Source organism: Phaeodactylibacter xiamenensis (genome assembly GCF_965229835.1).
Classification (GTDB): Bacteria; Bacteroidota; Bacteroidia; order Chitinophagales; family Saprospiraceae; genus Phaeodactylibacter; species Phaeodactylibacter xiamenensis.
In genome coordinates, this window is the sequence record NZ_OZ245931.1 from 6,427,522 (window position 1) to 6,440,691 (window position 13,170).

At 41.0% G+C, this 13,170-nt stretch carries 10 protein-coding genes; 9 read left to right on the forward strand and 1 reads right to left on the reverse strand.

Translation table 11 applies throughout. The features are described 5' to 3' along the window. Positions 1–5 precede the first annotated feature (5 nt). From ACO08I_RS24635 to ACO08I_RS24675, 9 genes are all read left to right on the forward strand, one after another. Complete coding sequence (locus tag ACO08I_RS24635) at positions 6–716, forward strand: hypothetical protein (protein WP_421947418.1); 711 nt, start codon at positions 6–8, stop codon at positions 714–716. A 918-nt stretch (positions 717–1,634) separates the two neighbouring features. After that, on the forward strand, positions 1,635–1,775 hold the full coding sequence (locus ACO08I_RS24640; protein ID WP_421947419.1) for a hypothetical protein: 141 nt from the start codon (positions 1,635–1,637) through the stop codon (positions 1,773–1,775). 1,924 nt (positions 1,776–3,699) lie between these two features. After that, positions 3,700–3,954, forward strand: a complete 255-nt coding sequence (locus ACO08I_RS24645) for a DUF4160 domain-containing protein (protein WP_238578360.1) — start codon at positions 3,700–3,702, stop codon at positions 3,952–3,954. A 5-nt stretch (positions 3,955–3,959) separates the two neighbouring features. Beyond that, positions 3,960–4,484: a helix-turn-helix domain-containing protein gene (locus ACO08I_RS24650; RefSeq protein WP_421947420.1), complete on the forward strand. Its 525-nt coding sequence runs from the start codon at positions 3,960–3,962 to the stop codon at positions 4,482–4,484. A gap of 5 nt (positions 4,485–4,489) precedes the next feature. Next, positions 4,490–4,753, forward strand: coding sequence for an SWIM zinc finger family protein (locus ACO08I_RS24655; protein ID WP_421947421.1), 264 nt, complete (start codon positions 4,490–4,492; stop codon positions 4,751–4,753). Positions 4,754–4,791: 38 nt separating this feature from the next. Then, positions 4,792–5,013, forward strand: a complete 222-nt coding sequence (locus tag ACO08I_RS24660; RefSeq protein WP_350177394.1) for a hypothetical protein — start codon at positions 4,792–4,794, stop codon at positions 5,011–5,013. Further along, a complete protein-coding gene (locus tag ACO08I_RS24665) occupies positions 5,013–6,098 on the forward strand; it encodes a hypothetical protein (protein ID WP_421947395.1) in 1,086 nt (361 codons plus the stop codon). Before ACO08I_RS24660 ends, ACO08I_RS24665 begins: the two co-directional genes overlap by 1 nt. A 2,758-nt stretch (positions 6,099–8,856) precedes the next feature. Next, positions 8,857–8,997: a hypothetical protein gene (locus tag ACO08I_RS24670; RefSeq protein ID WP_421947422.1), complete on the forward strand. Its 141-nt coding sequence runs from the start codon at positions 8,857–8,859 to the stop codon at positions 8,995–8,997. Positions 8,998–10,827: 1,830 nt separating this feature from the next. Next, entirely contained in the window at positions 10,828–11,577 is a 750-nt protein-coding gene (locus ACO08I_RS24675) for a hypothetical protein (RefSeq protein ID WP_421947423.1), read from the forward strand. Positions 11,578–12,136: 559 nt separating this feature from the next. Here ACO08I_RS24675 and ACO08I_RS24680 read toward each other — a convergent pair. After that, entirely contained in the window at positions 12,137–12,550 is a 414-nt protein-coding gene (locus tag ACO08I_RS24680) for a hypothetical protein (RefSeq protein WP_421947424.1), read from the reverse strand. Positions 12,551–13,170 lie beyond the last annotated feature (620 nt).

The window sequence follows — 13,170 nt, forward strand, 5'->3', positions numbered from 1 at the left end:
GATTCATGAAAACCGGCAGTCAAGACGCCTTTGCTCGGACGCTTACATTCTACCGACATCAAGACTTTCTTATCTCCGAACACGAAAAACATATTATTGCATACTCTGTCAATTCAGGAAATACAATCTGGAGTCAATCAATCAAAGATATACTTGGCACATATACCGACATTACAGGAAATGAAAAAGAATACAGAGTAACAAAGTTCATCGGTATAATCATTAATGATCTTGTTATACAATTAACAAACTCAATGTTAATATCAATCAATGTTGAAACTGGACTTTTATCTCATTTGATCAATTTGAAAGAAACCGCCCCAATTCCTTCTTCAATATTCTACGATGATTATTGTCATCCTTCAATATTGGGCAATAAACTTATATGGTTAAATAATCAAAGATTAATGGAAGTTGATGTAAAAAACGAAACTGTGAATGTTTTAAAAGACTATTATAACGAACCAAAAAACCAGCAGTATAGATTTATGAAAAATACTGCCAATAAAGACAAAATTTTGTTTGTTGCTGATAAGGGATGGGAATATATAACGCCATCAAGAATTGGAATAATGAATTCAAAAGATGGTAAAATAATTTGGGAACGGCAACTACAAAAAACTGGCGGTCTTCCAGAAGAACCTCAATTATATAACAACACTATGTATATTCGAACGGCTAATAAAACCTTATATTCAATTGATTTAGAAGACTAAATAAAGAAAAAATGCCAGGCTATAACAATGGCTACATGCCATGCCGGTAAAAATCTTCGAGAGGAAAATGGAGATGGAAAATCCGCGCAGGCAGCAAAAGCCAGGCTTCGCCAATTTGGTCTTTTGCTGCCTGCGCTAGCATTTGTGAATTGAGACGGAAATGGTAAATTTAGAGTCCGGCACGTCACGTAGCCGGGCCGTTGGGCGCACTCCATTTTGGGAATAAGAATCTGATAAACAAACGATTAGAGGTTAAGCCTGCCTTTGAAAATTGGGAATAATTGTTTTTTGTAACCCGAGTTTTGTTTGCTACGGTCAATTGATTGTATAGCCCAATTAGGCAGGCAAAAAATGGAAAATCAGTATTTCTATCGGGTAATCCGTTGTCCCGAATAATTGAGATCCTTAACAATATCCGCTCCCTGTCATCGAAAGAAGAAATTGAGTTTTTTGGAGAGAGTTTGCGTTTAGGGCCTCAATATGGAAAATCAAGAATTGGGTAAACCGTTGAATTGAATAGGGTAGGAGGACAAGAAATTTGAACCTTTCACCGGATAAGAATCTGATCAAATTGAATCGGGCTATCGTGAATCAAGTTGAAATTTTGGAGATTGAAAATCAGTAGATTGAATTGGCCAACTTGAATTTGAGATCGACCTGAAAAACGGAAATTTAGCTGAATCAAATTGAAGACAGGAGATTAAGAATTTGGATCAATTTGGAAGATTAGTCTTCGAGATCGGGAATCAAAACCGGTTAATTGGAATCAGTTTTCAAGATCAATTTGAGATCATCAGAATTAGGGAATCGGTTCAATGAGATTGAAAAATCAGTAAAAATGGCCCTTTTGAAGTATCCAGAATCGGTAAACCGGTCGCTTTAATAGGTTTACGAAGAATAAAATGGAAGCGCCCAACAATGGCTACACTCAAGCTGGGTAAAAATCTACGATTGAAAAATCAGAATGAAAAGCCCGCTGCAGTCAGCAAAAGCCAGGCTGCGCCATCATCGTCTTTTGCTGCCTGCGCTAGTATTGGTGAAATCAAACGAAAAGAGTAAATTTAGAATCCCAGCCTGCGCGTAGCCGGGCCGTTGGGCGCACTCCATTTTGGGAATAAGAATCTGATAAACAAACGATTAGAGGTTAAGCCTGCCTTTGAAAATTGGGAATAATTGTTTTTTGTAACCCGAGTTTTGTTTGCTATGGTCAATTGATTGTATAGCCCAATTAGGCAGGCAAAAAATGGAAAATCAGTATTTCTATCGGGTAATCCGTTGTCCCGAATAATTGAGATCCTTAACAATATCCGCTCCCTGTCATCGAAAGAAGAAATTGAGTTTTTTGGAGAGAGTTTGCGTTTAGGGCCTCAATATGGAAAATCAAGAATTGGGGTAAACCGTTGAATTGAGTAGGGTAGGAGATCAAGAAATTTGAACCTTTCACCGAATAAGAATCTGATCAAATTGAATCGGGTTGTCGAGAATCAAGTTGAAATTTTAGAGATTGAAAATCAGCAGATTGAATTGGTCAACTTGAATCAGGATTATCTTGAAAAACTGGAATTTAGCCGAATCAATCGAAGACTGGAGATTAGAAATTTTGATCAATTTGGGAGATTAGTCTTCAAGATCAGGAATTTGAAACCGGTAAATTGAGATCAGTTTTCAAGATCAATTTGAGATGATCAGAATTGAAAATCGGTTCAAAAAGATTGAAAAATCGGAAAAAACGGCCCTTTTGAAGTATACAAAATCGTTAAAACGGTCGCTTTCATAGGTTTACGAAGAATAAAATGGAAGCGCCCAACAATGGCTACATGCCATGCCGGTAAAAATCTTCGAGAAGAAAATTGAGATGGAAAACCCGCGCAGGCAGCAAAAGCCAGGCTGCGCCAGTTTCGTCTTTTGCTGCCTGCGCTAGCATTTGTGAATTGAGACGAAAATGGTAAATTTAGAGTCCGGCACGTCACGTAGCCGGGCCGTTCACAGACAATCGCGCAACTGATGAAAGGTATCAGTAAGAATTTGAAATAAGGATTCTCCCCGCCTGGAAATAGAAAATGCCCGAGTAATAATTTTCAGAAACTGGGCTTAAATTGGTTAGTCCATTGGAGAAAAAGTCTGATAAGGCGGGGTAAAAGGAAAGTTCTACAGTTTGTTAGTTGGTTTACGAGAATCGGGATAGCCCGAATTGAAAAATTAGATCAAGAGTTACCGCGGCCCCGTCCGATGGAAATGAAAACGGTATCAGGAAAAGAGCCCGCGTCCAGGGGGCTTATGAAAATCAAAACGGCAAATGAAAATCAACGAGCAAATATGGGTTTTATGCCCGAATTTGAGATTTGCTCAAGAGTCCGCAGGTGCATTGAATAGATTTAGCAGGAGAATAATTGGATGATTTTCATTGGGTTAAGTTGATTTTTACGGGCGATAAAACAAATGAGGTTAGCTGTTACGCCCGAAAATTGGTTTGTCCTCAACGAATAAATTGGATGAATTTGGGAAAAGCCCCTTTCTCGTCCCTGAAACAGAGAAATGGCCGCTTATTATGGGAATATCGAATAAAACGCGAATGCTGTGAACACAGTGCAGCCGGCAATACTCCGCTGCGCTACGTACTGCGGCTGCACGTTCCCGTTGGGTGCAAGCCCTACCGGGGGGAGCCATCCCGCCCGCCCGGCACTGCGCACATCCTCGCCCTTGGGGGCTCTTATGTGCGGCAATTGCTCGGGCTCACAGCCAACCCGCCCTGCACCCAACACAGGGCTACACACAATGGGGGTAAAGTCTTAGAAATGAAAAGTGTGGGTAAGAAATCCGCACAGTCAGCAAAAAGCCAAGCTTCGCCAATTTCGTCTTTTTGCTGTCTGCGCTGTATATTTGAATCAAGACCAGAAAGGGTTGATGGAAAAATCCCCCACTGCGTGTAGCCTGGCCGTTGTGTGCAATTAAAAGTTGACTATTTAGTAAACAAATCTTATCTTTGGCAATAGAAACTATTCAAATGCCAACAATCCACATAATTGATTCCATTAAGATAATGATCTATTATGATGATCATATCCCACCCCATTTTCATGCTAATTATTCTGAATATGAAGAAGTCTTTTTGATTGAAACTTTAGAAACTTATGCTGGGAGACTACCAAATAAGCAACGAAAGAAAGTGCTAAAATGGGCAGGAGACCATAAAGACTTTTTATGGGGTAAGTGGAATCAGTTTAATCCAAATTCTTAATGATTATGAAAGGCTTAAGAAGTGTTCCAAAAATTTTGAAGATCAATAATATTAGTGGTTACAAAGCCTCTTTGTTATTTAATAATGGAGAGTCTAGAATTATAGATTTCGAGAAATTATTCAGAGAAGTTTTTAAACTTAAGGAGGGTAAGACGGGATTTGAACTATTGAATGATGTGGAAAAGTTTAAACAGATCAAGATAATCAATAACTCTATTGGTTGGGAAAATATCGGAACCTATGGGAAAGATATCAATGGGAATGATGTTTTTTACCCATATGATTTAGACCCGATTGTTTTATACAAAAATAGTGTCTCGGACGATGAGAGAAATATCGTTGTCGGAATGATGATAAAACATGCACGTAAAGAAATTGGATTAACCCAAGAAGAACTAGCCAAGAAAAGCGGGACTAGCAAACATTACATATCAAGAATAGAGAATAATAAGTCAGACATTGAATTAATGACCTTGAAAAAAATCGTAGAAGCTGGATTGGGCAGGACACTTAATATTCAGATCAATTAGGAAGTATGAATATCAATAATTTTGAAAAGCTGATTGAACCCAAAATCATTGCTAGAGGATTCGATTATTACGAACAAGAGCATATCCGATCTTTTGAACAAATGGAAGAGGGTGAATTTTCAGCATTAATAATTGGGACTGATACTTACTCGATCTTCATAAAATTGGATACAGATAAAGAGATATTGGATCATTCTTGTACCTGTCCTTATGATTGGGGAGAATATTGTAAACATAAAGTAGCTGTTTTGGGTGTGACGGATTTTTGATGTACAGAAAGATACGTATCTTAAAGCAAAAAGAAGGTATGAGCGCACGAATAGTAAAGCAAGATGGGGGTAAGGTCACGATAGAGGTTGATATGGAGCTTAACGGCAGCATGCTGAGCCAGGAAGAAGCGATACAGCTAGCCCTAAACGAAGCAGGCAAACTCGCCACGCGCGCTGCCGCCGAGCGTTTCGATACGGATGGTACTGCCATCACCCACAAAGGGCAGCGCCTTTCGAGCAAGGGGCGAAAAAAAAGTTAATGTCCACACCTTACGGCAAAGTCTGCGTCAAGCGCCACGTCTACCAGCCTGTTTGTGGCGGCGTGAGCTACGTACCAGCTGACAGCACGGCAGGCATAGTAGGCAAATCGACGCCACGGCTGGCCAAGCTGCTGGCTAGCGACTATTGTGAGGGCTCAGCCAGGAAAGTGTCAGCCCGGTTTAAGGAGCACCATGAAGTCGAAGTGAGCAAAGACCTTGTGCGTGATGTGAGCCTGCGCATCAGCCGCCACGCTAAAGAAGTAGAAAGCCGCTGGTCTTACGCCATGCCGGAAGAGGTAAGCCTTTGCGGGGTCAGCTCAGTGAGCATAAGCCGGGACGGTGCGATGGTGCACCTTCTTGACGGCCTGCCTGGCAAGCCTAAGCGCAAACCGGGCTACCGGGAAGCGATGTGCGGCGTAATCAGCCTTTACGGGCATGAGGGCAAGTTGCTGCACTCTATTTACTTGGGGGTTGGCGCGCAAGAGAAAAAAGGGGCTTTCACCCATCTGTTGGAAGAAGAGGCTGAGCGGCTTAAGGCACAGTTCGAAGAGGCTGGGCTACGGCCGGTTTACGTGGGGGTTGCAGATGGGGCGCCCGACAACTGGACACAGCTGGAGCGGTTAACCGACTACCAGGTAACGGACTACTACCACGTCACTGAACGGCTTTACAAACTGGCTGCAGTAATGCCCCTGCCCTCCAAAAAACGTGCGCAGTGGGTAAGCCAGCAAAAGAGTACGCTGCTGAACGAGCCGGGCGGCGCAGCCCTCGTTGTGGAGCGCGCGCGTCAGGCGGCTGCGGGTGTCAAGACGCAGAAGCGGCGCGAAATCGCCCGCCAGCAAGTTGTATACCTGGAAAACCAGCAGCACCGGATGAATTATTTTCAAATGCAGGAAAAAGGGCTGCCTATCGGTTCCGGCACCGTAGAGGCAGGGTGCAAGACGCTGATCAAAGCCCGTTTGGGAGGTAGTGGCATGAGGTGGCTTAATGTGCATGCCGATGATATGCTTATCGTCCGTGCGCTCAAGCTGTCTGCGGGCAGATACGAGCAATATTGGAAAAAGAGAATGCGGTATGCAGCTTAATAATTACATCAAAAATCCGTCACACCCGCTGTTTTATACAGGATAAAAGATGGTAAAGGTCATTTACAAGAACCTGAACCCGATAATAATTTCTCGATTTTAAAGGATGAGATCGAAAACTGTGATAACAAAAAATTTAAAGATCTGATTTTGTATATGGCTAAAAGAGATCGAAAGTTTAGAAGTGAATTGTTCTGGGAATTTGGACATGAAGATGATTATCTAATGGAAGATGAGTATTTTTAATGGAGAAATGCACACAACACAGTGCAGCCGACAATACTCCGCTGCGCTGCGTACTGCGGCTGCACAACCCGTTCACAGACAATCGCGCAACAGAAAAAGGTATCTGTAAGAATTTGAAATGAAAACTTGTCCCCGCCTAAAAAAAGTAAATGCCTGATTATCAATATTCAAAAATTGGGTTTAAACTGGTTAGTCCATTGGAGAAAAGTCTTTTAAGGCGGGGCAAATGGAATATCTACAGTTTTTTAGTTGGTTTACGGGAATTGAGATAGCCCGAATTGAAAATTAGATCAAGAGTTACCGCGGCCCCGTTGAATGGAAATAAGAACGGTATCAGGAAAGGAGTGCCCGTCCAAGGGGCTTATGAAAATCAACCGGTAAATGAAAATCAATGAGCAAATAAGGTTTCATGCCCGGATAAGATTGATTTTTGAGGGTCCGCAGGTGCATTGAATAGATTTAGCAGGAGAATAATTGAATGATTTTCATTGGTTAAGTTGGTTCTTGCGGGTGATAAACTAAATGAGGGTATCAGTTTCGCCTGAAAATCGATTATCAAAATCGGATAATTTGAAAAACTTCGGAAAAGCCCCCTTTTCTCATCTTCGAAAATAGAGAAATGGCCGCTCGTTTTGTAAAAATCGGATAAAACGCGAATGCTGTGAACAGTGGCTACACACAAGCCGGGTAAAATCCTCCATTGAAAAATTAGAAAAAAGAGTCCGCTGCGGCAGTCAAAGCCAGGCTACGCCAATTTCGCCTTTGCCCGCCGCAGCTATTTTGGTGAAATGGGATGAAAAGATTATTTTCAGGAATCCCGGCCTGCGTGTAGCCCGGGCCGTTGGGTGCAAGCCCTACCGGGGGGATCCATCCCGCCCGCCCGGCACTGCGCACATCCTCGCCTAAGGGCTCTTATGTGCGGCAATTGCTCGGGCTCACAGCCGACGCGCCCTGCACCCAACGCAGTGCAGCCGACAATACTCCGCTGCGCTACGTACTGCGGCTGCACGTTCCCGTTCACAGACAATCGCGCAACTGATGAAATGTATCAGTAAGAATTTGAAATAAGGATTCTCCCCGCCTGGAAATGGAAAATGCCCGAGTAATAATTTTCAGAAACTGGGTATAAACTGGTTAATCCATTGGAGAAAAAGTCTGTTAAGGCGGGGTAAATGAGACGTTCTACAGTTTGTTAGTTGGTTTACGAGAATCGGGATAGCCCGAATAGAAAAATTAGATCAAGAGTTACCGCGGCCCCGTCCGATGGAAAGGAAAACGGTATCAGGAAAAGAGTCCGCGTCCAGGGGGCTTATGAAAATCAAAACGGCAGATGAAAATCAACGAGCAAATAACTGTTTCATGCCCGAGTAAGATTGAATCTTGAGGGTTCGCAGGTGCATTGAATAGATTTAGCAGGAGAATAAATGGATGATTTTCATTGGGTTAAGGTGGTTTTTACGGGCGATAAAACAAATGAGATTAGCTGTTTCGCCCGAAAATCGGTTATCAAAATCGGATAATTGGATAAACTTGGAAAAAGCCCCCTTTCTCGTCTTCGAAAATAGAGAGATGGCCGCTTGTTATGGCAAAATCGGATAAAACGCGAATGCTGTGAACATTGGCTACACACAAGCCGGGTAAAATCCTCCATTGAAAAATTAGAAAAAAGAGTCCACTGCGGCGGGCAAAGCCAGGCTACGCCAATTTCGCCTTTGCCCACCGCAGCTATTTTGGTGAAATGGAATGAAAAGATTATTTTCAGGAATCCCGGCCTGCGTGTAGCCCGGGCCGTTATGGGGTACCGCATTAGAATTGGCATTCTATGGAATTGAAAATATGAATTGTCCCGCCTCGAAAATAAAAACTCAGAATCGGGTAATTGTCCAGAAATCGAGAACTCGAGTTCCAAATCGAGTAATTGAAATTTTGAAAGGCGGGTAAAGGTCCTATCGAGTATTGCATTTTTTACGGTGAATCGGACAGAAAACGAAAAATTTGGATTCTTAAGATTAACCGGGCCCATCTTGAAAAATGATATTGGTTTTTTCAGAGGGAGTGTGAGTTTAGGCGGCTTTTGAATAAAAATCAGGAATTTGAATCTCGTCCAAAAACAGAATTTGGAAATCTGGAAATTTTGAACAGGTAATCGTTGATTGAATCAATTTGAAAACCTAAGACCAGAGATCAAAACTCAAGATTTGGAGAACCTGAAACTGATTTTGATGAATTTGGGAGATTGAATCCAGTAAATTGAAGAGATCAAAAATCAGGTTGAATCTTCTGGAGATTGAGATCTGAATCCTGAAATAGGTTGATTATCGTCCGATTTTTGGTTGATTAGAAATAAGGACCGATCAAATTGAAGAATCAAAACCCTGAATTTAATCAATTGAAAATCAAGAAATTGAAATCAGTAGAAAAGGTTTGAACAGCCGCCTTTTGGTTTATCCAGAATTTGAAATGGGCCCTTTTATGAAAATCAGTGAAAAGAATAAAGCGGCAACCCATAACAATGGCTACACACAAGCTGGGTAAAAATCTACGATTGAAAAATCAGAAAGAAAAGCCCGCTGCAGTCAGCAAAAGCCAGGCTGCGCCAGTTTCGCCTTTTGCTGTCTGCGCTGGTATTGGTGAAATCAAACGAAAAGATTAAATTTAGAATCCCAGCCTGCGCGTAGCCGGGCCGTTGGGCGCACTCCATTTTGGGAATAAAAAACTGATAAACAAACGATTAGAGATTAAGCCTGCCTTTGAAAATCGGGAATAATTGGTTTTTGGAACCCGAGTTTTGTTTGTTACGGTCAATTGATTGTATGACCCAATTAGGCAGGCAAAAAAATGGAAAATCAGTATTTCTATCGGGTAATTCGTTGTCCCGAATAATTGAGATCCTTAACAATTACCGCTCCCTGTCATCGAAAGAAGAAATCGAGTTTTTTGGAGAGAGTTTGCGTTTAGGGCCTCAATACGGAAAATCAAGAATTTGAGTAAACCGTCGGATTGAATAGGGGATAAGATCAACAAATTTGAACCTTTCACCGGATAAGAATCTGATCAAATTGAATCGGGTTGTCGAGAATCAAGTTGAAATTTTGGAGATTGAAAATCAGTAGATTGAATTGGTCAACTTGAATTTGAGATCAATCAAGAAAACTGAAAGTTAGCCGAATCAATCGAAGACTGGAGATTAGAAATTTTGATCAATTTGGGAGATTAGTCTTCAAGATCAGGAATTTGAAACCGGTAAATTGAGATCAGTTTTCAAGATCAATTTGAGATCATCAGAATCAAGGAATTGGTTCAAAAAGATTGAAAAATCGGTAAAAACGGCCCTTTGAAGTATCCAGAACCGGTAAAACGGTCGCTTTTTTTAGGTTTACGAAGAATAAAATGGAAGCGCCCAACAATGGCTACATGCCATGCCGGTAAAAATCTTCGAGAGGAAAATAGAGATGGAAAACCCGCACAGGCAGCAAAAGCCAGGCTGCGCCAGTTTCGCCTTTTGCCGCCTGCGCTAGCATTTGTGAAATGGGACGAAAATGGTAAATCTAGAGTCCGGCACGTCACGTAGCCGGGCCGTTCACAGACAATCGCGCAACTGTAGAAAGGTATCAGTAAGAATTTGAAATAAGGATTCTCCCCGCCTAAAACTTGAAAATGCCCGAGTAGAAATTTTCAGAAACTGGGTATAAACTGGTTAGTCCATTGGAAAAAAAGTCTGTTAAGGCGGGGTAAATAGAAATTTCTACAGTTTATTAGTTGGTTTACGAGAATCGGGATAGCCCGAATTGAAAAATTAGATCAAGAGTTACCGCGGCCCCGTCCGATGGAAATGAAAACGGTATCAGGAAAAGAGCCCGCGTCCAGGGGGCTTATGAAAATCAAAACGGTAAATGAAAATCAACGAGCAAATATGGGTTTTATGCCCGAATTTGAGAATTGCTCAAGAGTCCGCAGGTGCATTGAATAGATTTAGCAGGAGAATAATTGGATGATTTTCATTGGGTTAAGTTGATTTTTACGGGTGATAAAACAAATGAGGTTAGCTGTTTGGCCCGGAAATTGGTTATCAAAATCTGAGAATTGGGTAAACTTGAAAAAAGCCCCCTTATCTCGTCTTCGAAAATAGAGAGATGGCCGCTCGTTTTGTAAAAATCGAATAAAACGCGAATGCTGTGAACATTGGCTACACACAAGCCGGGTAAAATCCTCCATTGAAAAATTAGAAAAAAGAGTCCACTGCGGCGGGCAAAGCCAGGCTACGCCAATTTCGCCTTTGCCCACCGCAGCTATTTTGGTGAAATCGGATGAAAAGATTAATTTCAAGAATCCCGGCCTGCGTGTAGCCCGGGCCGTTAGGCACAACTGCCAATAGAAATTACTAATTTAAGAAATGAGCAAAATTCAATTATTACTAGTTTTAAGTTTTCTTTTACTACCAATAAAAGTTAACTGTCAATGGTACCCTAAATTGCGTAGTAATTTGGAAAAAGTGAATAAAATAGAGAAGATTTCATATGACGAATTAGAAACGCAGAGGAACGAGAAAGAAATCACATGGTATAAAAACGGGAGAATAGAAACAAAAAAGATATACGATGGAGAAGAAATCATTCGAGAGTTTTCTTATTCTTATACTGAAAAGAAGAGGAATCAAGAAATACAAAAAACAGTTATTCCTGCTAATATAACTATGCATACTATAGAGACATTTGATAAAAAAGAGAGGTTAAGAAAGTCGAAATCCTATTCAAGTTATAGAGAAAGTAACTACTATCTGCAATATAATTTTGAATATGATGAATTAGGAAGAACTATTTCTTTAAAGGAAACATCAATAAATGGCAAGAATAAGTCCCATGGTAATTATAAAGTAACTTATCCAGATGAAGTGACAATAAAAAGTGAGACTTTTAAAGAGGGACAAAAGAAGCTTGAATGGATAATTTGTTATGATCCGGAAACAAATACAGCAATTGAAGAGACTGTTTCATTTGAGGAAACTGAAGAAATTGGATCTAGAAAAAACAAGGTGGTTGGACCTAAAGAAATAGGTTGGTTGATAAGGGATACCATAAATCAATCTGGCAATATGCAAATAGTTAATAAGAGAATAATAAGATTCAAATATTACTATGATGATAAGGGCAATTGGACAGAAATGTATGAAGTTAAAAAAGATGGAACAGAGCAGTTAAGAGAAAAAAGGAAGATTGACTACGAGCTTAAATAAAACAGCTGTGCCTAACACAGTGCAGCCGGCAATACTCCGCTGCGCTACGTACTGCGGCTGCACGTTCCCGTTCACAGACAATCGCGCAACAGAAAAAGGTATCTGTAAGAATTTGAAATAAGGATTCTCCCCGCCTGAAACTTGAAAATGCCCGAGTAGAAATTTTCAGAAACTGGGTTTAAATGGGTTAGTCCATTGGAGAAAAAGTCTTTTAAGGCGGGGTAAATGAGAAGTTCTACAGTTTATTAGTTGGTTTACGAGAATCGGGATAGCCCGAATAGAAAAATTAGATCAAGAGTTACCGCGGCCCCGTCCGATGGAAAAGAAAACGGTATCAGGAAAGGAGTCCGCGTCCAGGGGGCTTATGAAAATCAAAACGGCAGATGAAAATCAACGAGCAAATAACTGTTTCATGCCCGAGTAAGATTGAATCTTGAGGGTTCGCAGGTGCATTGAATAGATTTAGCAGGAGAATAAATGGATGATTTTCATTGGGTTAAGGTGGTTTTTACGGGCGATAAAACAAATGAGATTAGCTGTTTCGCCCGAAAATCGGTTATCAAAATCGGATAATTGGATAAACTTGGAAAAAGCCCCCTTTCTCGTCTTCGAAAATAGAGAGATGGCCGCTTGTTATGGCAAAATCGGATAAAACGCGAATGCTGTGAACATTGGCTACCCGACAAGCCCGGTAAAATCCTGAAAATGAAAAAAGAGAATAAGAGTCCGCGCAGTCAGCAAAAGCCAGGCGGCGCCAATTTCGCCTTTTGCTGACTGCGCTATTTTTGTGAAATGGAATGAAAAGATTAATTTCAAGAATCCGGGCCTGCGGGTAGCCCGGGCCGTTGGGCGCACTCCATTTTGGGAATAAAAAACTGATAAACAAACGATTAGAGATAAAGCCTGCCTTTGAAAATAGAGAAGAATTAGTTTTAGAACCCGAGTTTTGTTTGTTACGGTCAATTGATTGCATAGCCCAATTAGGCAGGCAAAAAAATGGAAAATAGAGTTGTTTTATCGGGTAATCCGTTGTCCCGAATAATTGAGATCCTTAACAATTACCGCTCCCTGTCATCGAAAGAAGAAATCGAGTTTTTTGGAGAGAGCTTGCGTTTAGGGCCTCAATACGGAAAATCAAGAATTTGGGTAAACCGTTGAATTGAGTAGGGTAGGAGATCAAGAAATTTGAACCTTTCACCGAATAAGAATCTGATCAAATTGAATCGGGTTGTCGTGAATCAAGTTGAATTTTTAGAGATTGAAAATCAGCAGATTGAATTGGTCAACTTGAATCAGGATTATCTTGCAAAACTGGAATTTAGCCGAATCAATCGAAGACTGGAGATTAGAAATTTTGATCAATTTGGGAGATTAGTCTTCGAGATCGGGAATCAAAACCGGTTAATTGGAATCAGTTTTCAAGATCAATTTGAGATCATCAGAATTAGGGAATCGGTTCAAAATGATTGAGAAATCAGTAGAAAAGGCCCTTTTGAAGTATCCAGAATCGGTAAAACGGTCGCTTTTTTAGGTTTACAACGAATAAAATGGAAGCGCCCAACAATGGCTACATGCCATGCCGGTAAAAATCTT

Excerpts from the sequence above, each read along its gene's own strand:
- ACO08I_RS24655 (WP_421947421.1), top strand. The coding sequence starts at position 4,490 with ATGAATATCAATAATTTTGAAAAGCTGATTGAACCCAAAATCATTGCT.
- ACO08I_RS24665 (WP_421947395.1), top strand. The coding sequence starts at position 5,013 with ATGTCCACACCTTACGGCAAAGTCTGCGTCAAGCGCCACGTCTACCAG.
- ACO08I_RS24680 (WP_421947424.1), bottom strand. The coding sequence starts at position 12,550 with ATGCAATCAATTGACCGTAACAAACAAAACTCGGGTTCTAAAACTAAT.
- ACO08I_RS24650 (WP_421947420.1), top strand. The coding sequence starts at position 3,960 with ATGAAAGGCTTAAGAAGTGTTCCAAAAATTTTGAAGATCAATAATATT.
- ACO08I_RS24660 (WP_350177394.1), top strand. The coding sequence starts at position 4,792 with ATGAGCGCACGAATAGTAAAGCAAGATGGGGGTAAGGTCACGATAGAG.
- ACO08I_RS24670 (WP_421947422.1), top strand. The coding sequence starts at position 8,857 with ATGGCTACACACAAGCTGGGTAAAAATCTACGATTGAAAAATCAGAAA.
- ACO08I_RS24640 (WP_421947419.1), top strand. The coding sequence starts at position 1,635 with ATGGCTACACTCAAGCTGGGTAAAAATCTACGATTGAAAAATCAGAAT.
- ACO08I_RS24635 (WP_421947418.1), top strand. The coding sequence starts at position 6 with ATGAAAACCGGCAGTCAAGACGCCTTTGCTCGGACGCTTACATTCTAC.